Origin of the sequence: Massilia haematophila (assembly GCF_042647645.1) — a bacterium.
In the GTDB taxonomy this organism is placed as follows: Bacteria; Pseudomonadota; Gammaproteobacteria; order Burkholderiales; family Burkholderiaceae_D; genus Telluria; species Telluria haematophila.
In genome coordinates, this window is record NZ_JBHRVV010000001.1 from 4,731,591 (window position 1) to 4,757,346 (window position 25,756).

General features: G+C 58.4%; 23 protein-coding genes, 6 pseudogenes and 2 other annotated features. Of the genes and pseudogenes, 19 read left to right on the top strand and 10 right to left on the bottom strand.

Annotation, left to right across the window (positions count from 1 at the left end):
* The first annotated feature begins 158 nt into the window (after positions 1–158).
* The 9 genes from ychF (at position 159) to ACFOPH_RS20990 (ending at position 8,996) form a co-directional block, all read left to right on the top strand.
* Complete coding sequence (gene ychF / locus ACFOPH_RS20950; RefSeq protein ID WP_379737138.1) at positions 159–1,250, top strand: redox-regulated ATPase YchF; 1,092 nt, start codon at positions 159–161, stop codon at positions 1,248–1,250.
* Between the two features lie 64 nt (positions 1,251–1,314).
* Positions 1,315–2,537 (top strand): IS3 family transposase gene (locus ACFOPH_RS20955; RefSeq protein ID WP_379733096.1). Its coding sequence is split into 2 segments (ribosomal slippage): positions 1,315–1,603 and positions 1,603–2,537, totalling 1,224 coding nucleotides; the frame shifts between segments, so codons are not numbered across the junction.
* Positions 1,593–1,709 (top strand) — a sequence feature (AL1L pseudoknot). Its footprint overlaps the gene before it by 117 nt.
* Positions 2,538–2,848: 311 nt before the next feature.
* Entirely contained in the window at positions 2,849–3,973 is a 1,125-nt protein-coding gene (locus ACFOPH_RS20960; protein WP_184238331.1) for an alkene reductase, read from the top strand.
* A gap of 88 nt (positions 3,974–4,061) precedes the next feature.
* A complete protein-coding gene (locus tag ACFOPH_RS20965) occupies positions 4,062–5,033 on the top strand; it encodes an LLM class oxidoreductase (RefSeq protein WP_152385716.1) in 972 nt (323 codons plus the stop codon).
* 212 nt (positions 5,034–5,245) lie between these two features.
* Positions 5,246–5,551, top strand: coding sequence for an ArsR/SmtB family transcription factor (locus ACFOPH_RS20970; protein ID WP_379737139.1), 306 nt, complete (start codon positions 5,246–5,248; stop codon positions 5,549–5,551).
* Between the two features lie 122 nt (positions 5,552–5,673).
* Positions 5,674–6,824 (top strand): IS3 family transposase gene (locus ACFOPH_RS20975; RefSeq protein ID WP_379737140.1). Its coding sequence is split into 2 segments (ribosomal slippage): positions 5,674–5,914 and positions 5,914–6,824, totalling 1,152 coding nucleotides; the frame shifts between segments, so codons are not numbered across the junction.
* A gap of 280 nt (positions 6,825–7,104) precedes the next feature.
* Positions 7,105–7,380 carry a formaldehyde-responsive transcriptional repressor FrmR gene (gene frmR, locus ACFOPH_RS20980; RefSeq protein WP_258848425.1) on the top strand — a complete coding sequence of 92 codons (276 nt, stop codon included), beginning with the start codon at positions 7,105–7,107 and terminating at the stop codon, positions 7,378–7,380.
* Between the two features lie 57 nt (positions 7,381–7,437).
* Complete coding sequence (locus ACFOPH_RS20985) at positions 7,438–8,547, top strand: S-(hydroxymethyl)glutathione dehydrogenase/class III alcohol dehydrogenase (RefSeq protein ID WP_091877588.1); 1,110 nt, start codon at positions 7,438–7,440, stop codon at positions 8,545–8,547.
* 50 nt (positions 8,548–8,597) lie between these two features.
* Positions 8,598–8,996, top strand: a complete 399-nt coding sequence (locus ACFOPH_RS20990) for a VOC family protein (protein WP_091877590.1) — start codon at positions 8,598–8,600, stop codon at positions 8,994–8,996.
* Positions 8,997–9,000: 4 nt separating this feature from the next.
* Here ACFOPH_RS20990 and ACFOPH_RS20995 read toward each other — a convergent pair.
* Positions 9,001–9,552 (bottom strand): annotated as a pseudogene (locus ACFOPH_RS20995) (IS630 family transposase); the annotation flags it as partial.
* Between the two features lie 79 nt (positions 9,553–9,631).
* Positions 9,632–9,844 (bottom strand): annotated as a pseudogene (locus ACFOPH_RS21000) (helix-turn-helix domain-containing protein); the annotation flags it as partial.
* Between the two features lie 577 nt (positions 9,845–10,421).
* Between ACFOPH_RS21000 and ACFOPH_RS25530 the strand changes: the two are divergent.
* From ACFOPH_RS25530 to ACFOPH_RS21030, 6 genes and pseudogenes are all read left to right on the top strand, one after another.
* Positions 10,422–10,649, top strand: a complete 228-nt coding sequence (locus ACFOPH_RS25530) for a DUF3422 family protein (RefSeq protein ID WP_449288635.1) — start codon at positions 10,422–10,424, stop codon at positions 10,647–10,649.
* 48 nt (positions 10,650–10,697) lie between these two features.
* Positions 10,698–11,626: pseudogene (locus tag ACFOPH_RS21010) on the top strand (IS5 family transposase).
* A gap of 341 nt (positions 11,627–11,967) precedes the next feature.
* Entirely contained in the window at positions 11,968–12,270 is a 303-nt protein-coding gene (locus tag ACFOPH_RS21015; RefSeq protein WP_066419950.1) for a putative quinol monooxygenase, read from the top strand.
* A gap of 247 nt (positions 12,271–12,517) precedes the next feature.
* Positions 12,518–12,670: a hypothetical protein gene (locus tag ACFOPH_RS21020; protein ID WP_184238383.1), complete on the top strand. Its 153-nt coding sequence runs from the start codon at positions 12,518–12,520 to the stop codon at positions 12,668–12,670.
* Positions 12,671–12,702: 32 nt separating this feature from the next.
* Positions 12,703–13,525, top strand: a pseudogene (locus ACFOPH_RS21025) (IS3 family transposase); the annotation flags it as partial.
* 63 nt (positions 13,526–13,588) lie between these two features.
* On the top strand, positions 13,589–14,116 hold the full coding sequence (locus tag ACFOPH_RS21030; RefSeq protein WP_379737978.1) for a hypothetical protein: 528 nt from the start codon (positions 13,589–13,591) through the stop codon (positions 14,114–14,116).
* 62 nt (positions 14,117–14,178) lie between these two features.
* Here ACFOPH_RS21030 and ACFOPH_RS21035 read toward each other — a convergent pair whose 3' ends face one another.
* Positions 14,179–15,171 (bottom strand): zinc-dependent alcohol dehydrogenase family protein, encoded by a 993-nt coding sequence (locus ACFOPH_RS21035; RefSeq protein ID WP_279976164.1) that lies wholly within the window; start codon positions 15,169–15,171, stop codon positions 14,179–14,181.
* Between the two features lie 9 nt (positions 15,172–15,180).
* Positions 15,181–16,185: a zinc-dependent alcohol dehydrogenase family protein gene (locus ACFOPH_RS21040; protein WP_152385707.1), complete on the bottom strand. Its 1,005-nt coding sequence runs from the start codon at positions 16,183–16,185 to the stop codon at positions 15,181–15,183.
* Between the two features lie 191 nt (positions 16,186–16,376).
* On the opposite strand from ACFOPH_RS21040, the gene ACFOPH_RS21045 reads away from it, so the two are divergent.
* Both ACFOPH_RS21045 and ACFOPH_RS21050 read left to right on the top strand, forming a co-directional pair.
* Entirely contained in the window at positions 16,377–16,730 is a 354-nt protein-coding gene (locus tag ACFOPH_RS21045; RefSeq protein ID WP_379737980.1) for a winged helix-turn-helix transcriptional regulator, read from the top strand.
* Positions 16,731–16,844: 114 nt separating this feature from the next.
* Positions 16,845–17,192: a LysR family transcriptional regulator gene (locus ACFOPH_RS21050; protein ID WP_051996335.1), complete on the top strand. Its 348-nt coding sequence runs from the start codon at positions 16,845–16,847 to the stop codon at positions 17,190–17,192.
* 277 nt (positions 17,193–17,469) lie between these two features.
* Here the strand turns inward: ACFOPH_RS21050 and ACFOPH_RS21055 are convergent, their stop codons facing one another.
* The 3 genes and pseudogenes from ACFOPH_RS21055 to ACFOPH_RS21065 form a co-directional block, all read right to left on the bottom strand.
* The gene (locus ACFOPH_RS21055; protein WP_091877584.1) at positions 17,470–18,609 is read right to left on the bottom strand and encodes a glutathione-independent formaldehyde dehydrogenase; all 1,140 of its coding nucleotides are present in this window, start codon (positions 18,607–18,609) and stop codon (positions 17,470–17,472) included.
* 175 nt (positions 18,610–18,784) lie between these two features.
* A pseudogene (locus ACFOPH_RS21060) lies at positions 18,785–19,713 on the bottom strand (IS5 family transposase).
* Positions 19,714–19,971: 258 nt separating this feature from the next.
* Positions 19,972–20,817, bottom strand: coding sequence for an SDR family oxidoreductase (locus ACFOPH_RS21065; RefSeq protein ID WP_285383208.1), 846 nt, complete (start codon positions 20,815–20,817; stop codon positions 19,972–19,974).
* A gap of 98 nt (positions 20,818–20,915) precedes the next feature.
* Here ACFOPH_RS21065 and ACFOPH_RS21070 point away from each other — a divergent pair, with 98 nt between their 5' ends.
* Entirely contained in the window at positions 20,916–21,314 is a 399-nt protein-coding gene (locus ACFOPH_RS21070; protein WP_285383209.1) for a winged helix-turn-helix transcriptional regulator, read from the top strand.
* A gap of 297 nt (positions 21,315–21,611) precedes the next feature.
* Positions 21,612–21,743: pseudogene (locus tag ACFOPH_RS21075) on the top strand (IS6 family transposase); the annotation flags it as partial.
* Between the two features lie 35 nt (positions 21,744–21,778).
* Here ACFOPH_RS21075 and ACFOPH_RS21080 read toward each other — a convergent pair.
* The 3 genes from ACFOPH_RS21080 to ACFOPH_RS21090 all read right to left on the bottom strand — a co-directional run bounded on the left by ACFOPH_RS21080 (position 21,779) and on the right by ACFOPH_RS21090 (position 25,537).
* Positions 21,779–23,001 (bottom strand): IS3 family transposase gene (locus ACFOPH_RS21080; RefSeq protein ID WP_379733096.1). Its coding sequence is split into 2 segments (ribosomal slippage): positions 21,779–22,713 and positions 22,713–23,001, totalling 1,224 coding nucleotides; the frame shifts between segments, so codons are not numbered across the junction.
* Positions 22,607–22,723: a sequence feature (AL1L pseudoknot), on the bottom strand. Its footprint overlaps the gene before it by 117 nt.
* A gap of 400 nt (positions 23,002–23,401) precedes the next feature.
* The gene (locus ACFOPH_RS21085) at positions 23,402–24,250 is read right to left on the bottom strand and encodes a lysozyme inhibitor LprI family protein (protein ID WP_379737141.1); all 849 of its coding nucleotides are present in this window, start codon (positions 24,248–24,250) and stop codon (positions 23,402–23,404) included.
* Between the two features lie 75 nt (positions 24,251–24,325).
* On the bottom strand, positions 24,326–25,537 hold the full coding sequence (locus ACFOPH_RS21090) for an ISL3 family transposase (RefSeq protein WP_379732752.1): 1,212 nt from the start codon (positions 25,535–25,537) through the stop codon (positions 24,326–24,328).
* Positions 25,538–25,756: the final 219 nt, after the last annotated feature.

Sequence of the window (25,756 nt, forward strand, 5' to 3'; positions counted from 1 at the left end):
GTCGACACGACCATGCCTGCGGCATGGGCGCATCGAAGTGCCCCGCCGCATGCCGCCGCTGCGCCTGTTTTTACGGCATTCGACTGTCTCCCGGGTTACAATGCGGGGTTTCCGAGCTGTGGCATGCAGCTCCACCATCATCGAAAGAAAGAATTCCCATGAGTCTCCAATGCGGCATCGTCGGCCTGCCCAACGTCGGCAAGTCCACCCTGTTCAACGCGCTGACCAAGGCCGGCATCCCGGCTGAGAACTACCCGTTCTGCACCATCGAGCCGAACGTCGGCGTGGTCGAGGTGCCCGATCCGCGCATGGCCCAGCTGGCCGAGATCGTGAAGCCGGAGCGCATCGTCCCGGCCATCGTCGAATTCGTCGACATCGCGGGCCTGGTGGCCGGCGCCTCGAAGGGCGAGGGCCTGGGCAACCAGTTCCTGTCGCACATCCGCGAGACCGACGCCATCGTCAACGTGGTGCGCTGCTTCGAAGACCCGAACGTCATCCACGTGGCCGGTAAAGTCAGCCCGATCGACGACATCGAAGTGATCCAGACCGAACTGGCCCTGGCCGACCTGGGCGCCGTCGAGAAGGCGATCCACCGCGAGAACAAGAAAGCCCGCTCGGGCGACAAGGACGCCGCCAAGCTGGTCGCCCTGTGCGAGCGCATGCTGCCGCACCTGAACGAAGGCCAGCCGGTGCGCACCCTGGGCCTGGACGCGGACGAGATGTTCATGATCCGTGAACTGCACCTGATCACCGCGAAGCCGGCGATGTACGTGGCCAATGTCTCCGACACCGGCTTCACGAACAACCCGCTGCTGGACCAGCTGACCGAATTCGCCAAGAAGCAGAACGCCCCGATCGTCGCGATCAGCGCCGCCATCGAATCGGAAATCGCCGACCTGGACGACGCCGACAAGGCCGCCTTCCTGGCCGACATGGGCATGGAAGAGCCGGGCCTGGACCGTCTGGTCCGCGCCGCCTATAAACTGCTCGGCCTGCAGACCTACTTCACCGCCGGCGTCAAGGAAGTGCGCGCCTGGACCGTGAAGGTCGGCGCCACCGCCCCGCAGGCGGCCGGCGTGATCCATACCGACTTCGAGCGCGGCTTCATTCGCGCGCAGACCATTTCGTTCGACGACTACATCGCCTACAAGGGCGAGGCGGGCGCGAAGGAAGCGGGCAAGATGCGTGCGGAAGGCAAGGAGTATGTGGTCAAGGATGGGGATGTGTTGAACTTCCTGTTCAACGTCTGATGGGTGGAAGTGTTTGAATCGCCCGGGGTTTTGTAGAGGCTCCATTGTTTGAGAGAATGGAGCTATGAAAAAGCAACCCAAGTATTCCCCTGAAGTCATCGAGCGCGCCGTGCGCATGGTCAGCGAAGCCGGCAGCCAGTACGAGTCGCAGTGGGCCGCAATCACGTCGATCGCTGCCAAGATTGGCTGCACACCGGAGACACTGCGCCGTTGGGTACGCCAGCAGGAGCGTGATACCGGCCAGCGTCCCGGACCCACTACCGCCGAAGATGAGCGCGTCAAGGCGCTCGAGCGAGAAGTGCGCGAGCTACGCAAGGCAAATGAGATCCTGCGCTTGGCGAGTGCGTTTTTCGCCCAGGCGGAGCTCGGCCGCCACTTCAAGCCGTGAGGGCTTTCATCGACCGGTACCGCCATGCCTACGGTGTCGAGCCGATCTGCAAGGTGATGCAGGTCGCGCCGTCGGGCTACTGGCGCCACGCTGCGCAGCAACGCAACCCGTCACTGCGCTGTGCCCGTGTCCAGCGCGACGACGTGCTGAGCGTCGACATCGAGCGTGTCTGGCAGGCGAACCTGCAAGTCTACGGGGCCGACAAGGTTTGGCGCCAACTGCGGCGTGAAGGAACTGACGTGGCCCGCTGCACCGTGGAGCGCCTGATGCGCAAGGCCGGGCTGCGTGGAGTCATGCAAGGGAAGGTCGTGCGTACGACTGTGGCCGATGCGAAGGCGCCATGCCCGCTCGACCGCGTCAACCGCCAGTTCAAGGCGCAGCGACCGAACCAGCTGTGGGTCTCGGACTTCACGTACGTCTCGACTTGGCAGGGTTTTGTCTACGTCGCCTTCGTCATCGACGTCTTCGCCCGGCGAATCGTCGGCTGGCGAGTCAGCAGTTCGATGCGGACCGACTTCGTGCTCGACGCACTGGAACAGGCGCTGTATGCGCGTCAGCCGGAACGAAACGAGCTCGTGCACCATAGCGACAGGGGCTCGCAATACGTGTCGATAAAGTACAGCGAGCGTCTGGCGGAAGCCGGCATTGAGCCGTCTGTGGGCAGCAAGGGTGACAGTTACGACAATGCCCTGGCTGAGACGATCAACGGGCTCTACAAGGCTGAGCTGATCCACCGCCGCGCTCCCTGGAAAACGCGCGAGGCCGTCGAACTGGCCACGCTCGAATGGGTGTCCTGGTTCAATCACCACCGCCTACTCGCACCGCTCGGCTATATACCGCCAGCCGAAGCTGAGGCAAACTATTACAAGCAACTGAGCAGTCAAGCCATTCCGGCCTGACTCACACTAACCGGCCTCCACGAAAGCCGGGGCGATTCAAAACTCGGGGCGGTTCAGAATCGTCTTTATCAATGAGGATGGCGTTGAACATATGTAGCTCCTTATCGGATGGGAAATCGGATTAGCGGGGCAAGACTGCGAGCGCAGTTGTGCACGCTGCACGGCACATGACATCTATCAATTTAGATATTGACATATCCCGATATGTGGCTATGATAGCCATGTCAACCGTTCGGCGTGTTTTGAGTTCGATTCATCGCCAAAATTTTGCCCAGTAACATCGAGATTTCTAAATATTTAGGAGTATTGAAATGAATAGAGAAATACTGTTTGAAAGCACGCAGCTGGGGCCTTACACCCTGAAAAACCGGATCGTGCTCCCGCCGTTGACCCGCTCGCGCAGTTCCCAGCCGGGCAACATTCCGAACGACCTGATGGCCGACTACTACCGTCAGCGGGCCGGGGCGGGCTTCATGGTCACCGAAGGCACGCAGATCGAGCCGCGTGGCCAGGGGTATGCCTGGACGCCCGGTATGCACAGCCCGGAACAGGTTGAAGGCTGGCGCAAGATCACGGCAGCGGTGCATGCCGAAGGCAGCATCATCTTTGCGCAGCTCTGGCATGTGGGGCGGGTTTCGCATAACTCGCTGCAACCCGGCGGTGCGGCACCCGTCGCACCATCGGCAATCGCTGCCGACAACGTCAAGGTGTTCGTCGAAACCGGCCCGGGCCAGGGCGCACTTACGGAGCCGTCGGTGCCGCGTGCGCTGACAACTGCCGAAGTGAAAGAGTTGGTACAGCTCTACGCCCAGGCGGCCCGCAATGCACTCGATGCGGGCTTCGATGGTGTCGAACTCCACTGCGCTAACGGCTACCTCGTCAACCAGTTCATTTCCTCGCACACCAATCGGCGCACCGATGAATACGGTGGCCCCCTGCAAAATCGTCTGCGCTTCCTGCGCGAGGTGGTACAGGCGGTTGCTGATGTGGTCGGCAAGGAACGGCTCGGGGTGCGATTTGCCCCGCTGTTCGCCAGCACCGAAGAAGACCGCGTCTATCTGGGGCTGGTGGAGGAAGATCCCCATGAAACCTATATCGAGGCCATCAAGGTTCTCGAACAGGTCGGGATTGCCTATGTCTCGCTTGCCGAGGCCGATTGGGACAACGCGCCAGAGCTGCCCGAGACCTTCCGAAATGATGTGCGCAGCAACTTCAGCGGCAAGATCCTTTATGCCGGTAAATACAACGTGGAGCGCGGTGTGCGCGTGGTCAAGGCGGGCTGGGGCGATCTGATCGCGTTCGGCCGTCCCTTCATCGCCAACCCGGATCTGCCTGAGCGCATCGCCCATGGCTGGCCGCTCAACGCAGTAGATCCAGCGACGATGTATGGCGGCACTGACAAGGGATACACCGACTACCCCTCTTACCGGCCATAAGGCAGTACTGGCCGCGTTCGCAGCTTCGGACGCGCCAGTGGCGCTGCGCGCGTGCGATGGAAACCTTGAGACCCAGAGGAGCCTGACAATGTATCAGCCAAGTACAACCCCTTATCAGCAGCACCAAGGGTTCGGTCGAACCTTCAAGGCCGGCCACCTGAGCCTGGGGCTGTTTTTCCCCATCGAGGCCTTCCAGGGCGATACGCCGACGATGTCCAACCAGGTCGAGTTGGCCCGTCGTGCGGAAGCGCTGGGCTTCTCCGCGCTCTGGTTCCGGGACGTACCGTTGCGCGACCCCAGCTTCGGCGATGTGGGCCAGGTTTTTGATCCCTGGGTCTATCTGGGCTTCATCGCAGCACATACGTCGACGATTGCACTGGGGACTGCGTCGATAGCGATCCCGCTGCGCAGCCCGCTGCACACGGCCAAGGCGGCTGCGAGCGTGGATCAGTTGAGCGGCGGCCGCTTCCTGATGGGTGTCGCCTCGGGCGACAGACCTGTGGAGTTCCCTGCATTTGATGTTGACCCGGATCAGCGGGGCGATATTTTCCGGGAACATCTGGAAGTAATCCGCAAGGCTCAGCGCACCAGCTTCGAGCCGCTGCAATGGAGTCGCGGTCGATTGGAGAGCGCGGACCTGATTCCGAAGCCGACTACGAACGAGATTCCATTTTTCGTGACGGGCAACAGTCGCCAGTCCATGGAGTGGATCGCGCGGGAGAGTTCCGGGTGGATCACCTATCCACGGGCACCGCAGTTGCAGAAGACGATGGTGGCAAACTGGCGAGAGGTGGTCAAAGCCCACTCTGGGGACACCTACAAACCTTTCCTCCAGTCGCTTTACATCGACCTGGATGTGCGTCCGGACGCACCGCCAGAGCCAATCCATCTGGGCTACCGGCTGGGGCGAAATCATCTGCTGGCGCTATTGGAGTCGCTTGAGTCGATTGGCGTCGATCATGTAATTCTCAATCTCAAGTATGGTCGCCGTCCGGCAGCAGAAGTCATGGATGAACTCGGCTCTTACATCGCGCCCCGGTTTGGTGCGCACGCGCCATGAGGCCGCAAGAGATCAACTCGTTATGGGTAGACTGACGCACGTTCTGTGATGCACTAAACGGTTACAGAGACTAGCGAGCAGCGAACAGGTGGATGGCATTGCTGATGCCTGACATCACTCTGAACTTTGCGGTAGTGGCTCTCACTACATCCGTGCACTGCTATTAGTAATTGAGATATTATAATATCGAGAAAAGTAGTTTTGAGGTTGCCATGAGCATTGATATCCACGAGGCACTGAAGGCTTTGGACAACCCCGCCCGATTGGCGATCTTGGCCAAGCTCAAAGACCCACGCAAACACTATCCAGAGCAAGAGGTCGATCCCGAAAAGGTCGGGGTCTGCGTGAGCATCATCCAGGAGAGTGCGGGACTGTCACAGTCAACAATTTCACAGTACTTGACGGTCTTGCAGCGGGCCAAGCTGGTCACGTCCCAGCGCATCGGACCTTGGACCTATTACAAGCGTCACGAAGGGAACATTGCGGAATTGCTCAAGAACTTGCAGAAGCTGATCTGAGTTCAGTGGCAGTGCCGCTCTCTGTGGGACGGGTCGCGTTGGTGCACTGCACACGGTGCGACTGAATCGCCACGACTAACGTAGACACTCCTGAGCCATAATGTCGGGCACAAGGAGAAGATATGAGCGGTAAGCGGTACACAGAGGAATTCAAGATTGCAGCGGCCAAGCAGGTGGCGCAGGGCGGTCACCCAGCAAGCGAAGTAGCGGCCCGACTTGGGGTAAGCATCCATAGCCTGTACGCCTGGACGAAGCGTTACGGCGTGCCTGAGGCAGAGCGCAAGGCTGTCGATGCCCAGTCCGAGGAGATGCGGCGCCTGAAGGCCGAGCTCAAGCGCGTCACGGAGGAGCGTGACATATTGAAAAAGGCCGCGGTGTACTTTGCCAAGACGTCCGGGTAAGGTACACCTTAATTGTTGAGTTGCAGGACCAATTTCCGGTGCGCCGGCTGTGCAAAGTGCTCGAGGTGCATCCGAGTGGCTTTTATGCCTGGCGCCTGAACCCTGAAAGTAAGCGCACCAGGGAAGACAAGCGCCTTCTGGTTCCTATCAAGGAATCGTGGCTGGAAAGCGGCAGCGTGTACGGTTACCGTAAAGTCAGCGACGATTTGCGCGAGCTCGGTGAACAATGCGGTATCAATCGCGTCCACCGTCTGATGAGGTCGGCCGGGATTCGTTCGCAAACAGGCTACGCCAAACGGAAATACAAACGCGGCGGCGCCCCTTCGCTGGTAGCACCTAACCATCTACAGCGCCAGTTCGACGTGCAGGAACCGAATCGGGTCTGGGTGACGGACATTACGTACATCCGCACTTACGAAGGCTGGCTCTATCTGGCTGTCGTACTGGACCTGTTTTCGCGCCAGGTGGTTGGCTGGTCGATGAGTTCTCGAATCGATCGCGAGCTGGCGATGAATGCGCTCTTGATGGCCGTCTGGAGGCGGCAGCCCAAGAATACAGTGATGGTGCATTCCGATCAGGGCAGTCAGTTCAGCAGCTATGACTGGCGCGACTTCCTGGACCAGCACAATCTGCAGCAAAGCATGAGCCGACGCGGGAACTGCCACGATAACGCCGTCGCCGAGAGCTTTTTCCAGCTCTTAAAACGGGAACGAATCCGACGCAAGACTTACGGCACCCGGGAACAGGCAAGGCAGGATGTCTTCGATTACATCGAGATGTTTTACAATCCAAAGCGCCGGCACAGCTTCAGCAATGACTTGTCGCCGGTCGAATATGAAAAGCAGTATTTCCAGCGGCTCGCGAGTGTCTAGAAAACTCGTGGCGATTCAGATCCCTCAATTGCAGCAACGCCGATCAACCAAGGAGACCACGATGCAGGTAGTCTGGTTGCTTGTCGGCATCCTATCAGTAGTGTTGGTGAATGGAATGCCTCATGAACGTGTCTCTTGAGTGGCAGATTTGAGAGGCGGCTGACGTGGATTTCTAAAATTTAACGAGGTGAAAAAACACAAATTTCAGCAAAAAATCGGTTGCTTATACTATAGGGCAGTATGGTATAGTGGGGACGCTTAACTAGTAGAGAGGTGTTCGATGCCACATAGTCCGGAAGAAAAGAAACAAGCCCTCACGCGTATCAGGCGTATCAAAGGACAGGTAGCTACTCTTGAACAAGCACTTGATGCAGGTGCTGATTGCCCTGCGATTCTTCAGCAGCTCGCGGCAGTCCGCGGAGCGGTTAACGGCTTGATGGCCACGGTCTTGGAAAGCTATCTGCGAGAAGAATTTCCGAATAGCGAGATCAGGAGTGATTCGCAGAACAAGTCCATTGACGAAACAATCTCTATCGTCCGGTCGTACCTGCGTTAGAGAGATGAAGTGCCCTCGATGAGAACAAATTCACCTAGATTAGAAAGAAACCACATCATGAAATCACGTGCAGCAGTTGCCTTCGGGCCTGGAAAGCCGCTGGAAATCGTTGAGATTGACGTTGAGCCGCCGCGCAAGGGCGAAGTTCTTGTCAAGATCACGAATACTGGCGTATGCCACACCGATGCCTTTACCTTGTCGGGCGATGACCCCGAAGGTCTTTTCCCGGTCGTTTTGGGCCATGAAGGAGCGGGTATCGTCATGGAGGTAGGGGAAGGGGTAACCAGTGTGAAACCTGGCGATCATGTCATTCCACTCTACACCGCTGAATGTGGCGAGTGTCTGTTCTGTAAGTCCGGTAAAACCAATCTGTGTGTCGCGGTTCGTGCGACCCAAGGCAAGGGGCTGATGCCCGATGGCACGACTCGCTTTTCTTATAACGGCCAACCGCTTTACCACTACATGGGCTGTTCGACTTTCAGCGAATATACGGTTGTTGCGGAAGTGTCACTGGCCAAGATCAACCCGGATGCTAATCCGGAGCACGTCTGCCTGCTGGGTTGTGGGGTAACAACCGGTATCGGTGCCGTCCACAACACGGCCAAGGTGCAACCGGGCGACTCGGTCGCCGTCTTCGGTCTTGGCGGCATTGGGCTCGCTGCAATCCAAGGTGCGCGCCAAGCCAAGGCGGGTCGCATAATTGCCATCGACACCAATCCAGCCAAGTTCGAGTTAGCTCGTAAGTTTGGCGCGACCGAATGTCTCAACCCTAAGGACTTCGAGAAGCCGATCCACGAGGTTCTCATCGAAATGACCGGCTGGGGCGTGGACCATACATTCGAGTGCATTGGTAATGTCAACGTAATGCGCTCTGCGCTGGAAGCAGCCCATCGCGGCTGGGGCCAGTCAATCGTCATCGGCGTCGCCGGTGCTGGCAAGGAAATCTCGACCCGTCCATTCCAGCTGGTCACTGGTCGGACTTGGAAGGGCTCGGCTTTTGGCGGAGTCAAAGGGCGCACCCAACTTCCCGGCATGGTGGAAGACGCAATGAAAGGTGAGATCGATCTCGCCCCATTCGTTACCCACACCATGGGTCTCGAGGATATCAACAAAGCCTTCGATCTGATGCACGAAGGCAAGTCGATTCGCACGGTGATCCACTATTGATTCACGAACACTAACTATTCATTTAACATCAAATATCAAGAAAAAGAACTATGTCTACTCCAGTTATTTCCGGTGACAGCATTTTCTCGCACGTCTTTATCGGCGCCGCCGACGTTCAGAAGTCGGCCGCGTTTTACGATGCGACTCTGGGGGCTCTTGGCATCAAGAACCTCGGTCCATTCGGTAACGGTTGGGTGCTCTTCGGCCGTGAAAAGCCGGCTTTTATCATTGCCCGTCCTGGCAACGGTGAAGCGCCCTCCAGCAATGGCGTGACGATCGGCTTTGCTGCTGCAACTCCCGCCGAGGTAGATGCATTCCACGCCGCCGGCCTTGCCGCAGGCGGCACCGACGAGGGGCAGCCTGGCCCGCGTGGCCACCTGCCTGGCGCCTACGCAGCTTATCTGCGTGATCCGGCGGGCAACAAGATCTGCTCGTACACCTTTGTCTAAGTAGTCATCCAAAATTTATCGTGAACTTCGTCCCGAAGCTGCTCATCAAGGATTGAATTTCGTGAAGCAGGTCTGCGCCGTTCTTGGCAACGAAGCGGCGCCAGAAATGCTTAGCGTGCTTCCACAAAATCTCGATTCGGTTGAGCTCTGGACTGTAGGGCGGCAAATAGTACAGATGCAGCCCATGTTTAGCCCACTGACGCCGCTTTTTATCCATGATGGCGCCTTTGTGTATGCCGGCGTTATCGATCAAGACGATTCGCGGAACGTTATGCGGAAGCACCGCGATCTGTTCGAAGAATGCAATGACATCGTCTCGTGTCGTCGGTCGCTGCTGAGTTATCCAGGTCAGTTGGCCATCGTGACGCAAAGCCCCAAGCACGTTCACGCGCTGCCGGTGCGCGAGAGGCTCGACGGCTCGGGTCTGGCCGATTTTTCCCCAGCCGTACTGCACCGGCGGATTCGGGCTGAAGCCTGATTCGTCGAAATACAGCAGCTCGCACCGCTGTTCCTGATCGAGCCTGACCAGAGCGTCGATCACTTTGCCGGCGTGCTCGAACGCTTCCTGAGCTCGCTTTTTTTAAACTGTACCGATAGCGCTTGTACGTGAAGTCCATCTCCTTGAGGTACCGTTTAGCCGTGCTTTCGCTGATCGAGGCGTGGTCCTGGCCTTGCTCGATCTGGCGCAGCAGTGCCCCCACGGTACCGGATTCCGAATCGGCCAACTTGCCAAGAGCTTGCTGCTGCTCGGGTGTCCATTTCCTGGGGCGCCCGGTATGACGCCCCTCGTACAGCCCCGCCAAGCCGAGCTTGCTCCAGCGTTGTCGCCACTGCTCGACGCTGTTCAAGTGCCCCCGAACTCGTCCGCCGTTCTTTGAAGCGTCAACCCCTGGCTCAACCGCAAAACTCCTTGCGCTCGCATCCGCGTTCTCGGGTGTGGGTGGAAAACGCCCATCTCACGCAGCGTACGCCGCTCGTCTTCGGACAATTTCAGGTGCTTCATCGTTTAACCTCTGCTGCATCGTCAATTTGGCTTTGACAGCAAAAATTGCGCGACTACTTAGAAGTAGCGAAAGTGACGGCATTCGGAAAGAGCTTGCACAAGCCTCTATAGGGGCGAGCATTACTCAAACCCTTTAGATGGTGTCGGCTCAAAACGGTCGGCCCGCAGCGGTGTACATCGTGCGCCGCTGCGGGTATTTACCGTGAAGCGAGATCCTTTCAATCAATGGTAACTATGAGGGCGTGATGAAAGAACCGGCCAACATTCACATGACGAACGCACAATCTACTCCGGCCGACACCGTATATGGGATGCCAGCCTACATCGATCGAGCCGCGGCCGTGGGCGAAGTGCACGCGCGCCCTCATCTGTTGATTCAGGCCCTCGAAGCATATTGCAGCTCGCTTTTATGACAGAAGGCGATGCTGTCCAGAGATCAGGCGGCGATGAGCGAATTGTCTCATCGCTTCGGCGTAGCGGAGCCTGATCTCGCCACGCCGCTACATGGATTGACATGGGATGAGGGAGACCTGCACTGCGAAAAGCACACTGAGTTCTCAACGTATCTTTGGTGTGCATCGCTTGATCCAGTGACGGGAGAGCCATGCGGCGAAAATCCGTTTATGCATGGATTTGGCTTTGTTGCGTAAATCAGGCTCGGCCAGGGTATAAGGCGTAGGTCTGTTAGCCTGAGCAGGATGAAACCAGCTCCACAGAAGTACCGCACGACCAACTGGAAGACATACAACGAAGCCCTCAAGGCCCGCGGCTCGCTGCTCATCTGGCTTGATCCAGTGATGAAGTGGCACGGCAGGCCAAGTGGCAAGCGCGGCCGTAGCCAGACGTTCAGCGACGAGGCGATCCAGTTCTGCCTGAGCATCAAGTGCCTGTTCAATTTACCACTACGCCAGGCCATGGGGATGACGCAAAGCCTGCTGCACCTGGCTGGGCTCGACTGGTCGGCGCCGGACTACAGCACGGTGAGCCGTCGGCAAAAGACGCTGCAGGTTGCCATTGGCGCCGTGCCGACCACGACAGGCTTGCATCTGCTGGTGGACAGCACGGGTATCAAGATGCTGGGCGAAGGCGAATGGAAGACGAAGAAGCATGGTGCAGAGTACCGCCGCCAGTGGCGCAAGGTGCATCTCGGGATCGATGCGTCCACGCTCGAGATCCGGCCATGGAGGTGACGGACAACAGTGTCGGCGACGCACCTGTCCTGCCAGCGCTGCTGGGCCAGATTCCTGCTGACGAGAAGATTGCCAGCGTCAGTGGGGATGGCGCCTACGACACGAAGGACTGTCATGAAGCCATCGCGTTGCGTGCCGCGCACGCCATCATCCCGACCCGTGAGAACGCCAAGCCTTGGAAGGCAAACCGCTGTGGCGCCGATACACGTAATGACATCCTGCGGACGACAAAAAGGCTGGGACGGGCAATATGGAAGAGATGGAGCGGCTACCACCGGCGCAGCCTTGTTGAAACCAAGATGCGCTGCTTCAAGCTGCTGGGCGAACGGGTGATGGCGCGCGACTTTGACCGTCAGGTTGCCGAGTTACAAGTGCGGGCTGCCGTTCTAAATCGCTTCACTCAGCTGGGTACTCCGATTACGGTCCCAGTGTTATAAAACGGACTACAAATAGCGCCAGCTCGGCCTGTGCTCGATTTGCTCAACAAAGCCGTCTGCACATCTGCGATCCAACTGCAAGCAACCGCAACGAACTGCTGCTGTCTCTACCAATATTTCTTGCTTGCCCTGTGAGCAACATCGCCATATACTATATTGAAACGCTTTTACCATCCGGTATTGGCTGCGCATTCAATCGGTATCGGTCCTTCGCTAGCGAACTGCTTTCGGGCACGTGAAGAAAGCCGCTTCGCCGCAAGTGGTGGCGGTTCGGTCATCATTGCATTCGGCTCGCTGGAAAATGCGTGAATTGATGTCTGTTTAATAACAGGAGATATGTCATGGTCAAACTCGCGTTGTTCGTTCGTCTTGAAGCCAAGCCAGGTAAGGAGAAAGACGTAGAAAGCTTTCTGTTAAGTGGTCTTCCCCTCGTTCAGGCAGAGCCAGCTACTACAGCTTGGTTCGGCATCCGCCTGGGGCCGTCAACCTTTGGCATCTTTGACGCGTTTCCAGATGAGGCTGGGCGGCAAGCTCATCTTTCCGGCGAAGTCGCGGCCGCGCTCATGGAAAAAGCGGGTGAGTTATTCGCCCAGCCGCCGTCAATCGAAAAGGTTGACGTTCTTGCGGCAAAGCTGCCGGGCTGAGCAAGCCCGACAAGTCGCTCAAGTCGACGGCTCACTGGCGGCGCCAGCGAGTCGTAGCTTGGCGCGGGCGTTGAACGACCGCTTCATGGAATCGACAAGGCCTGCTTACGGGTCGATAGTGGTAGGCCGCAACACTTTTGATGAAAGGCGTCTTTGACGCGGTCACGCTCTCGAAGGAGCTGTTCAAAACGGTATCCGAGCAATCTAAGTTAAGCTTGCCAAGCCTCTTAAGTTTGCAAAAGAACCGATGGATGCCGTACCTGTTTGCCGCCTGCATGCGCAGCGCTGGCGCCCCCTTACCGCAGGCGAAATCGCCATGGCATCGCTGCTGTTCCGCGACGTCATCGATTACACGCGCGTGCGCATCCACGGTAATCCCCCCACAAAAAAGCGCGTTTAGAAGTAGAATTTTCTACTTACAGAAAGCTCTACATGAAGACGTTCCGCTTTACCGACAGCCAGATCATCGCCATCCTCAAGCAAGCCGAAGCCGGCAGCCCTATCCCGGAACTGTGCCGCGAGCACGGCATCAGCAACGCCACGTTCTACAAGTGGCGCGCCAAGTACGGCGGTATGGATGCGTCGCTGATGGCACGCATGAAGGAACTCGAGGACGAGAATCGGCGCCTGAAGAAGATGTATGCCGAGGAGCGCCTAAAGGCCGAGATTGTCGCGGAGGCGTTGACAAAAAAGTGGTAGCGCCATCTCTGCGGCGAGAGATGGCGCAGTGGGCCGTGACACAGCGGTCAGCCACGATTAACCTGGCGTGCCGGGCGTTTGGCATCAGCCAGACCTGCTACCGATACAAGGCCAAGCTGGACGCGGAAAACAGCGTCATCGCTGATTGGCTGGTGCGATTGACGAACAACCAGCGCAACTGGGGTTTTGGGCTGTGCTTTCTGTACCTGCGCAACGTCAAAAATTTTAAATGGAACCACAAAAGGGTCTACCGCATTTACCGTGAGCTCGAGCTGAACCTCCGGATCAAGCCGCGCCACCGCCTGGTGCGCGAGAAGCCGCTGCCCCTGGCCGTGCCGACCGCGATCAACCAGAGCTGGTCCATGGACTTCATGCATGACCAGCTTGCCGACGGACGCAGCATCCGCCTGTTCAACGTCATCGATGACTTCAACCGCGAAGGCTTGGGTATCGAGGTCGACTTCTCGCTGCCATCCGAACGCGTCATCAGGTCGCTGGACCGAATTATCGAATGCGCGGCACACCGAATGCGATCCGTTGTGACAACGGTCCAGACCCCGCATTTGGCATAGAAGGCGATTTCGAGACGCGCGGCGAGCGATTCCGCGATGCGTTCGGGATGTTCCGGGCCAGTTTGCAGGAAGCATTCGCCGTGCACGACTCCGAACGTTTTGGCAGGTTGGATGGGAGTCTGGACTTGCTCCCAAAGCCGCCCCACGGACGAATTCCGGCCATCGTCACTGGACGCAGCCGCCAGGATCTGGAGTGGATTGCGCGGCATGCGGATGGCTGGCTTTACTACTTCGTCAATCCCGAACACCTGGCACCGATCGTGTCGACATGGCGCGACGTTGTGCAGCGGGAGACGCAGTCGGGCATCTTCAAGCCGTTTGCCCAAGGCCTGTTCTTCGACCTGGCTGACGACGCAAATCACCCCTTGATGCGCATCCATTCCGGCCTGCGGGTCGGGCGCAACAGGCTGATCGACTACCTCGGCGGCTTGCAGCAGCTGGGCGTGAACCATGTCGCCTTCAACCTGAAAGCATCGCGCCGGCCGGCTACCGAGGTGCTGCAGGAGCTTGCCGAATTCGTCCTGCCGGCGTTTCCGTCGAACTTGATCATCAACAGCGATCGCCCCGTCCAGTAATGCTGTCGGACGGGGCGAAGTCTTGCCGCGCTTCCACGCTGAGCAAATACGTTGCAGCGCTCTCAAACTGTCATCACGATCTTGCCGAACTGCTGGTTCGATTCGAGGTATTCGTGCGCTGCCACGACGTCACTCAGCGAGAAGACCCTGTCCACGAGCGGCCGGAGGATACCGGCTTCAATTGCTGCCGAGATAAAAGTCCGGACGCGCTGCAGCGCTGCTGCATCCTCGGTCACTTCCGTGTACACGAAACCACGCACAGAAAGACTGCGCTTCAAAGCCAGCTTCAGCGGAAACGGCGTCGCATCGGGACTGAGTGCGCCGTGCACGACAATCGTTCCGCGCTTGGCCATGGCCCCTGCGAGCTGGTTCACTTGCGGACCGCCGACCGCGTCGAACGCGCACTGGATCCCGTACGGCGCCAGTTCGCGCAGGCGGCTCTCCAACGGCTCGTCTGACGTGCTGATGACGGCTTCGGCTCCAGCAGCCAACAGTGCATCGCGCTTTGTGCTGGTCAGTGTCACCGCGATGGGCCGCGCACCCACCTGGCGTGCAACCTGTATCGCAGCCAAGCCTACGCTGCTTGATGCAGCGGTGATGGCAATCCAGTCTCCTTTGCCAAGTCCTCCGGCCTCCACGAGACCGCCGTATGCGGTCAGATAGGCCATCCACAGGCCAGCTCCCTCCACCGCGGACAAGCCGGCCGGTTGCGGGACAAGGTGGGTAGCGGGAATCAACGCATGCTCGGCATAGGTGCCATATCTGCCGAGCTCGAACCCGGGCAGGACGCCGACCATGTCGCCGACCGCGAATCCTTGCACCGACGGGCCAAGTGCAGCGATCATGCCAACCGCCTCGAAGCCCAGCATGGATGGCAGTTGCGCCTTCTCGAGATACTGGCCCATGCGGAACATCTTGTCCGCCCGATTCAAGCCGATCGCCTGCACCTCGATGAGTACTTCGCCATCTGCGGCCTCAGGGACACTGCGCTGCTCCAACCGCAATACACCCGGGCCGCCAAGTTCATGAAATCGAACCACCTGCGACATGGTCATACCCATCCTTCAGGAAGCGACGTCGATCACGATCTTGCCAAGGGCCTTGCCGGCCTCCTGAGCGTCATGCGCGGCATGCGCGTCGGCCAAAGTGTAGCGCCGTTCGTCGACCAAGGGTTTCAGTTTGCCCTGCTCCGCCAGGCGGGTCGCCTCGCGCAGGATGTCGCCATGGTGGGCTCGTCCTTCACCGCTCAACATGGGGAGCAGCACGAAGATACCGGACAATGTCACGCAGCGCAGAGAGCCTGGCGCCAGATTGTGCTCCGCGAAAGCGTAGCAGCTGAGAACGTGTCCATAAGGCCTGGCCGCAACAAGTGAGTCGTCCAGCGTCTGTCCGCCGACGGTGTCATAGACCACGTCGAAGCCAACGCCATTTGCATACTTCGCGACGTAGTCCACGACCTTGGCGTCGCGATAATCGATGGGCGTAGCGCCGTAGCCTTTGATGACGGCGTGCTTAGCCGCCGAGGCAGTCGCATACACGTCGGCGCCGAGCGCACGGGCGATCTGCACTGCCACGTGACCAACACCACCCGCGCCGCCCTGGATCAGCACGCGCTGGCCAGCATGTACGCCGGCACGGTCGACCAGACCTTCCCAAGCGGTCAGAAACACCAGCGGCAACGCAGCCGCTTCGCGCATACTAAGGTTCTTTGGCTTCGGTGCCAACAGGCGAGCGTCGACGGCCGCATATTCGGCGAGCGTTCCCGGAATGCCACGCACGCCGCCAGCCAATCCGTACACCTCGTCGCCGAGCTTGAAGTCGCTCACGTCCTCACCGACCTCGACGACCGTGCCCGCCAGATCGGTGCCGAGAATCGCAGGCAGTTCGGGCATGGCATACGGCGCTGCACCGGTGCGGATCTTGTAGTCGATCGGATTGACGCCGCTGGCAGCGATCTGTACCAGCACTTCGCCCGCTTTCGGTGCTGGCCGGGTCGCCTGGGTATCGATGAATTTGCCGTCGGCGTAGTCGTTCAGGACGAGTGCGCGCATGGTGGCTTGGGTAGTCATGTATTGGTTCCTTGTGAATGTGGCCCTTGGGGGCAAACTGAATGTGGGGTAATATTGATCCATAAGGTCCCGCCTGTAAATTAGGCACTTTTTAGGATCATAGGCACCTATAGGTAACCATGGCTTCCACCGTTCGTCATCCCCCCGATCCACTGGTCATCAGTGAAACCTGTCCACCGCGGCGTATCCACATGCTATTGACGCCCAAATGGACGTCCATGGTGATCTACGTCCTTAGTTTCGGTCCGCTACGGACTGGCCAGTTACAGCGCAGCATGCCGGGAATTTCGAAGAAGATGCTCACCCAGACCTTGCGCGAGCTCGAAGCCGACCAGCTGTTGTCGAGGAAGGTGCACCAGGTGGTTCCACCCGCAGTCGAATATTCGCTGACGGAGCTTGGACAGAAGTTCGTCGAGCCTTTGCTGGCACTTTACGATTGGGCCGAAGCCAATTTCGTACTGCTCGATAAGGTAGAACGCAACAGAGCAGCTTCCGGCCAAGCTGAGATCGTCGAAGATGAAAGCGAAGCCTTGCCGCTTTCCTGAATCGCCGAGCTGATTGTTGTATTCGACGATAACAATTCGGACTCTATAATCGGCTTTTGCCGGCGCCTGGCCGCACGCGGCCAGGCCGTACCCACTACCAAGAAAGATGTGTCGATGGAGCTGCTTCAATCGATGCGCCTGTTTTCCAGGCTTGCTGAACTCCAGAGTTTTACGAAGGTCGCTGAAGCGCTGCAGATGGGCCGCCCCCAAGTGACGCTGGCCATTAATCAATTGGAAGCATCGCTCGGCGTGCGTCTGTTCCAGCGCACGACGCGCAAGGTGAGCCTCACCGCGGAGGGTGAGGCGTTTCTGGTCAGGGTCGCAGGGATTCTGGGCGGGGTCGATGAAGCGGTGACCATGTTCGGCGCGCCGGGCGACATCGTGCGCGGGCGTCTCCGGATCGATATTTCTTCCGCCCTGGCGGTGGAATCCTTCACGGATTCATTGAAAGCTATGGAGTGATGGAATTTACAGCGGGTCGGGTAACTGACCTGATATGGTAAAAATACCGCGTGCCTTGTTAGATTGACTTATTGAAGTCGTCTGCTACGCGGGATCATTGGAAAAAGTCGAGCTTTGAGACGATTTAGAAAGTAGCAAAGTGCTTCCGCGCAATCTTCTTTCCTTAACTTCCCGAAATGAAAGAAAATTGCGCGAACTAACCATTTATTGTAAAACCTATCGCCTGCTTTAATTTTGTGAATCGTCTTTTAGCATGCGCCAATAAATAATATTTTCTTTATTTATTAGGTTTCAGCACGACTTTGGTCCACCCTTCGGCACGTTTATCAAAATTCCGATAGCCAGTCGGTGCATCCTCCAATGCAAGCTCGTGTGAAATGATCTGCGAGGGCGCCGCTTTACCTTTATGAATTAATTTTGCCAAGTAACGGTTGTAATGCTTGACGTTGGCTTGGCCGGTGCCAATCTTCTGACCCTTGAACCAAAAATTGCCGAAATCGAAGGCAATCTTGCCTTCCTTTTCCAGCGCGTCTGGACCCTTCGGATCCTGCGGGAGGAATACACCAACCACGCCGATGCCGCCAGTGGCCTTGACCGTCTGTACCAAGTTATTCATTGTCAGATTTGGCACTTCCTTACCGTGCTTGTCGCAACACTGGTAACCAACGCATTCGCAGCCGCAGTCGGCGCCCTTGCCGTTGGTAAGGTTCAAGATCTTCTCGACGCCGGCGCCTTCGGTGTCGTCGATCGCCACCGCGCCCAGCTTTTCGGCCAGTGCCAAGCGGTCCTTGTGCGTGTCCACGACGAAAACTTCGCTTGCGCCTTTAATGAACGCAGACATGGTCGCCATTAGGCCGACCGGGCCGGCGCCGTAGATCACGACCGATTCGCCCGGCTTGAGGCCAGCCAGTTCGGTGGCGTGGTAGCCGGTCGGGAAAATGTCCGACAACATCACGTAGTCATTTTCCTTTTCCTTGGCGTCTTCCGGCAGCACCAAGCAGTTGTAATCGCCAAACGGCACCCGTAGCAGTTCGGCTTGGCCGCCGCTGTACGGGCCCATGCCGGCAAAACCGTAGGCAGCACCCGCTGTGCCTGGATTTGCCGTCAGGCAAAAGCCGGACAAGCCCCGTTCGCAATTTTCGCAAAAGCCGCAGCCGATGTTGAACGGCAGACAGACAACGTCCCCGACCTTAACGCGCTCGACGGCGTTGCCGACCTCGATGACTTCACCCATGTTTTCGTGGCCCAAGATACGGCCCGTTTCCATGTTGGTACGGCCTTCGTACATGTGTAGGTCGGACCCGCAGATGTTGGTTGTCGTGATACGGACCAAGACGTCAGTCGGCTTTTCAATCTTGGCGTCCGGCATGTCTTTGACCTGGACGTCGCACGGGCCATTATAAACGAGTGCCTTCATGATTTTCCTTTCAGAACGAGGGTAAATTCATCGCGAGCAGCGACGTTAGGAGGAGAAAGAATATAACGAAATTCTTCACAAAGACGCACTGTTGAACGCTGCAAAGATTTACGCCTGGGCCGGCTTTGTTGCGTAAATCGAGCGAAGGCCGAGCTAACGCCATTTGTAGTTCGTTTTATAACACTGGGACCGTAATCGGAGTACCCAGCTGAGTGAAGCGATTTAGAACGGCAGCCCGCACTTGTAACTCGGCAACCTGACGGTCAAAGTCGCGCGCCATCACCCGTTCGCCCAGCAGCTTGAAGCAGCGCATCTTGGTTTCAACAAGGCTGCGCCGGTGGTAGCCGCTCCATCTCTTCCATATTGCCCGTCCCAGCCTTTTTGTCGTCCGCAGGATGTCATTACGTGTATCGGCGCCACAGCGGTTTGCCTTCCAAGGCTTGGCGTTCTCACGGGTCGGGATGATGGCGTGCGCGGCACGCAACGCGATGGCTTCATGACAGTCCTTCGTGTCGTAGGCGCCATCCCCACTGACGCTGGCAATCTTCTCGTCAGCAGGAATCTGGCCCAGCAGCGCTGGCAGGACAGGTGCGTCGCCGACACTGTTGTCCGTCACCTCCATGGCCGGATCTCGAGCGTGGACGCATCGATCCCGAGATGCACCTTGCGCCACTGACGGCGGTACTCTGCACCATGCTTCTTCGTCTTCCATTCGCCTTCGCCCAGCATCTTGATACCCGTGCTGTCCACCAGCAGATGCAAGCCTGTCGTGGTCGGCACGGCGCCAATGGCAACCTGCAGCGTCTTTTGCCGACGGCTCACCGTGCTGTAGTCCGGCGCCGACCAGTCGAGCCCAGCCAGGTGCAGCAGGCTTTGCGTCATCCCCATGGCCTGGCGTAGTGGTAAATTGAACAGGCACTTGATGCTCAGGCAGAACTGGATCGCCTCGTCGCTGAACGTCTGGCTACGGCCGCGCTTGCCACTTGGCCTGCCGTGCCACTTCATCACTGGATCAAGCCAGATGAGCAGCGAGCCGCGGGCCTTGAGGGCTTCGTTGTATGTCTTCCAGTTGGTCGTGCGGTACTTCTGTGGAGCTGGTTTCATCCTGCTCAGGCTAACAGACCTACGCCTTATACCCTGGCCGAGCCTGATTTACGCAACAAAGCCCATCCAATGGTTAATCAAGGTCGTGCATACGCCTGAGGCAGACGGACGGATGATTACGCTGATTCGGGGAGTTTCCGTGGCGGCGTCTGTCGATTTGACACCCCGCCTCAGGCTTGTCCCACTTGAGCGATTTGCCAGACAGCCCTCAATGAAGCTTGGGTAATCCAGCCGCCGGGACGGCCGGATCGAACGCGCTCAGGCGAGCGCTTGCCTGACGCTGTCGGCCAGCGATGTGGTCGGACGGCCGATCAACTTGGACAGCTGGCGGCCATCGTCGAACAATGCGCCTTGCGAGGCGCCTACGTCCCACGATGCGATGGCCGCGGCGAAGCCCTCCGGCAGACCCGCGCCCTTGAGCGCGGCCGCGTAGTCGGCTTCCGGAATGTTCACATAGGGGATGTCCTTGCCGGTCTGGCTGGAGATCTCGGCGGCGAGTTCCGCCAGCGTGTAGGCATTGTCGCCGGCCAGCTCGTAGGTGATGCCGCTGTGCGCTTCGTTCGTCAAGGCCACGACAGCCGCTTCGGCATAGTCGGCACGTGCGGCGGAAGCGATCTTTCCGTCGCCGGCGCTGCCGTAGAACGCGCCATTGGCCAGGGCCGGGGTAATAGAACCCGTGTAGTTTTCCGTGTACCAGCCATTGCGCAGGATGGTGTACTGCAGGCCTGATGCCTTCAGGTCGGCTTCGGTCTGGACGTGCTCCGGTGCCAGGTTCAGCGGCGAGCGGTCGGCGCGCAGCAGGCTCGTGTACACGATGCGCTTGACGCCGGCTTTCTTTGCAGCATTAATCACGTTGGCGTGCTGGGTCGCACGCTGGCCGATTTCGTTGCCCGAGATGAGCAGCAGCGTATCGATACCGGCGAGGGCGGCCTCGAGCGTGGCCGGCTGGGTGTAGTCGGCCACGCGGACGGCGACGTCCAGATCCCTGGCTTTTTCGGTGTTACGGACGAGACCGACGATGTTGTCAGTCGCGACCTTCTGTTTGAGTTTGCCGATCACGAGGCGGCCCAGTTGGCCGGTTGCGCCACTTACTGCAATAGTCATGGTTTACTCCATCAAGGGTTCGATGTGGACGAGGCCCGATTATATGAACTATACTTCTCTTTAGGAAGTACGCACACAAATGTTAGTTAGAGATAACCATGTCTGATTTTTCCCCCGAACCTGAACACGGCACGTTCTCCGAGCGCCTCATGCGCGGCAACGTGATGGCCGCCGCCTGCCCGTCGCGCGAAATCCTGAAGCATCTGACCAGCCGCTGGGGCGTGCTCGTGCTGATCGCCCTGATGCCTGGTAAGCAGCGCTTCAGCGACCTGCGGCGTTGCATCGGCGGCGTCAGCGAACGCATGCTAGCGCAAACCCTGCAATGGCTGGAGGCAGACGGCATGGTCGACCGCAAGGACTTCAAGACCGTGCCGCCCCATGTCGAGTACACGCTAACGCCGATCGGACTGGAAGCTGCGGAAAAGGTGCAGGGTCTGGTTGAGTGGCTCGAAATCATGCTACCCGACATTCTCGAATCTCGTCCCGCCGCGCACTGAGATCCTCGCGCCAGCCCGTGATCCGTCCCGTGTCGCTCTCGAACACGTCGAGCGCGAGGCTGACCGAATGGTCGACGAGGCGCGTCAGCTCATCCGCTTGACCGCAGAGTACCGCAGCTAATCCCAGTTTTTAGGCTAGTTCAGACGCAGCTACATTCAACGTTGTGTCCGCTCTTGGCCGAACTCGGCCGTCCAATGCTTCAATGTATGCCATACGTTGTCTGCGGAGCAACTGCCTAGAGAAACGGGCTCTGGTGCAAACCTGCAGCTCAGCTAGAATGACGGCCTTTGCCTAACATGCGTAGTCACGCGAGCACGAGCGACCTGTTCAAGGGCCGACACTTCGAACAAGAGATCATCATCCTTTGCGTGCGCTGGTACCTGCGTTATAAGCTGTCGTACCGAGACCTGGTCGAGATGATGGCTGAATCGCCCCGGCTTTCGTGGAGGCCGGTTAGTGTGAGTCAGGCCGGAATGGCTTGACTGCTCAGTTGCTTGTAATAGTTTGCCTCAGCTTCGGCTGGCGGTATATAGCCGAGCGGTGCGAGTAGGCGGTGGTGATTGAACCAGGACACCCATTCGAGCGTGGCCAGTTCGACGGCCTCGCGCGTTTTCCAGGGAGCGCGGCGGTGGATCAGCTCAGCCTTGTAGAGCCCGTTGATCGTCTCAGCCAGGGCATTGTCGTAACTGTCACCCTTGCTGCCCACAGACGGCTCAATGCCGGCTTCCGCCAGACGCTCGCTGTACTTTATCGACACGTATTGCGAGCCCCTGTCGCTATGGTGCACGAGCTCGTTTCGTTCCGGCTGACGCGCATACAGCGCCTGTTCCAGTGCGTCGAGCACGAAGTCGGTCCGCATCGAACTGCTGACTCGCCAGCCGACGATTCGCCGGGCGAAGACGTCGATGACGAAGGCGACGTAGACAAAACCCTGCCAAGTCGAGACGTACGTGAAGTCCGAGACCCACAGCTGGTTCGGTCGCTGCGCCTTGAACTGGCGGTTGACGCGGTCGAGCGGGCATGGCGCCTTCGCATCGGCCACAGTCGTACGCACGACCTTCCCTTGCATGACTCCACGCAGCCCGGCCTTGCGCATCAGGCGCTCCACGGTGCAGCGGGCCACGTCAGTTCCTTCACGCCGCAGTTGGCGCCAAACCTTGTCGGCCCCGTAGACTTGCAGGTTCGCCTGCCAGACACGCTCGATGTCGACGCTCAGCACGTCGTCGCGCTGGACACGGGCACAGCGCAGTGACGGGTTGCGTTGCTGCGCAGCGTGGCGCCAGTAGCCCGACGGCGCGACCTGCATCACCTTGCAGATCGGCTCGACACCGTAGGCATGGCGGTACCGGTCGATGAAAGCCCTCACGGCTTGAAGTGGCGGCCGAGCTCCGCCTGGGCGAAAAACGCACTCGCCAAGCGCAGGATCTCATTTGCCTTGCGTAGCTCGCGCACTTCTCGCTCGAGCGCCTTGACGCGCTCATCTTCGGCGGTAGTGGGTCCGGGACGCTGGCCGGTATCACGCTCCTGCTGGCGTACCCAACGGCGCAGTGTCTCCGGTGTGCAGCCAATCTTGGCAGCGATCGACGTGATTGCGGCCCACTGCGACTCGTACTGGCTGCCGGCTTCGCTGACCATGCGCACGGCGCGCTCGATGACTTCAGGGGAATACTTGGGTTGCTTTTTCATAGCTCCATTCTCTCAAACAATGGAGCCTCTACAAAACCCGGGGCGATTCAGATAAGCCCGTACCGGCCACGTCGCTGTGGCGCTGCCCCTACACGGCGCACTAGACTTGGCCAACCGGACAAGGCATCCTGTCTCTGGATTTCATACTCCAGTGCGGTGAAGTCTTATCCCGCATCAAAAGACGATGTACTCAGCTCAGCGGGCTCTCAGATGAGTACAAACTCGAGTACGTTTTCCGGCACTTCGAAGCGCGGCGGAGTAAAATCAAAGTGTTAAAGATGATCTTGCTGTTTAACGTCTGACGCCAGGCGCTCAAGAGCGCCGGCACAATCGAAAAACCCCGTCACGCAGCCGTGACGTGGTTTTTTCTTGATGACGTCCGCCGCGCCATGGCGGCTTTTTACTGGTAGTTTGCCAGGAACTTGCTCCGCTCATCCGTCATCCGGACTTCGCAGTCGGCAATGACGATAGGCTGTAGTGTGCCGCCTTCGAATTCATCACCGGCCTCCGCGCATTTCTGGTCCTTTTCCTTGATCCAGGCGCGTTGACTGCCCCTTAACTCGTCTTGCCGCTCTGCGGGCAATGCTGCCATCACACGTTTGTATTCGTCATTCAGTGTTTTGTCGGCGATGGTGAACTTTCGGCTCAAGCATTCTGATTGCTCGACGTTGATTGCCACGTCGAGGCCCTTGCATACGCCTGACTTTTCGACGGTATCCGGCACGTCGGTGGAGGTTTCGGCGGACTGTTCCGGCGCAGTGCCTCCAGTAGATGCTGGCTCGGCGCCCGCCGGCTCGGGTATCGTGGCAGCGGATTCCGCGACGCCGGACTTCTTCCTCGCATTGACGATTGCTGCCCCAACATACTGATCGACCTGGCGCAGATCGCCAATCATCACGCCCTTTACGGCGACGATATGGTCTCCCTTGTCGTCGAGCTGGGACTCGAAATCGAGCGGAAGCTGATAAGTGTTCCCTGCTTCATCATTGCTTTTCACGATGAGCGTGGCCTCGCAACTCAGCTTCTGGATTTTCTCGTCATATGCCGAGGAGCGAGGATTTTCCAGGCTCAGGATGGCATAGAGCAATTCCACTCCAATCTTTTCCCTGTCGGCCTCATTCACACCAAGTTTGTCGAGCAGGATTTGCTTGACGAGTGTAAGCGTCGCAGGATCCGAGCATTTCGGCGGTTCTTTGGTGCAAGCGGCCAACAAGGGGACGCAAAGGAGGGCAGCAAAAAGCTTGTACATATTTTTCCAGTAGTGGGACGAAACTGTGGCGCTGCTGAGGCAGCTAATGTTTTGCATGTTAGCAACAAATTAGGTTCATCGCACTTTGCCGGGGAACGCATCCTTGATTTTCAGGAAGAAGTAGGATGCGTCCCGAAAACCGTAGGCCATGCGCTTGATGACCTTGATGCGGTTGTTGACGCCTTCAAGGATCGATGAGCTCATCGGATAGATGGCTGATGCCAGGATGCCGCGGCGATATTTGGCCAGGCGTTTGGCAAACTGGATCAGCGGTGCGATCTGGCTTTGCAAGGCGAGCTTGAGCCAGGCTTTCCACCGCCGGGCACCGTCCCGGACTGATGGCGCATACCAGATTTCCTTCAGCTCGGTCTTGAGCAGGTAAACCGTTGCCAAGGGCTGGTTGGCAGCCAACAGCTCTTCGAGCTTGACGGCCTGCTCGGCCTTGAGGTTGTCACGATTGCGCAGTAACAGCCAGCGACTGCGCTTGATGACCTGGCGGGCTTTTGGTTCGGCACGCAAGGCATTGGCCTGGTCGACACGAACCCGGTCGACCACTTCGCGACCGAAGCGCGCCACCACATGAAACAGGTCGTAGACGACTTCTGCGTTTGGACATTGCTGGCGAACTTCGAGGTCCATGGCCGTGTTCATATCCATGGCAACGGCTTCGATCCGCTGGCAGCCTTCCTCTCCCAGCAACTCGAAGAACGGCCGAATCGCTTCCCGGCTATTGCCTTCTCCCACCCATAGCACCCGCATTCGTTCGGCATCCAGGGCGACAGTGGCGTACCGGTGCCCCTTGTGCAGGGCGAATTCGTCCATGACCAAGCGCCGTACGCCTTCTGCCGAGAAGCCACCATGCAGGTGCTGCAAGCGCCGATGATCGATGTCCTTGATGGTATGCCAGTGCAGGCCGGTCAACCGGGCCACATGGGCTATCGGAAGCAGCTGTGCCAGCGCCTCCACCCAGAGGCGCACGCGGTGCGTGATGCGCGCCCGGCGGTCGAGCCAAACAATGTGCTCGGCTACCCGTGCGTCGCAGTGATGGCAGTCCAGTCGCCGCACCGGCACATCGAGCCAGACACGCCTATCCAGAATGTCGCGGTCACGCACCTTACGCCTTCGGCGCTCATGAACCAGAGCGCAAGGCTGGCGGCATGCCCCGCACAAAGCTTCGCTTGAAGGGCTGGTATCGAGAACGATTAACAGCGACCCGTCCTCTTGTTCGTGGACGGCATCGACAATATGGCCTTCCCAAAACGGGACAGACGGCATAGCATTGAGCATGGCGGTGGTTTGACAGACTGATTTGTTTGGCGACTATCAATCTACCAACATCAGACCTCCGCCACCACCTCCTGCTCAGTTCGTCAATCCCGTCTTCCCCCATTCCCCGCGAAGAACCACAAATTATGCCAACAAAAACTGCGCCCGTCATGTGCTTGGCCCTGAGAACAAGCCCGGTCCTTGTCATGAGCGTGACATACGCCCCCGCTATTCTGCGCC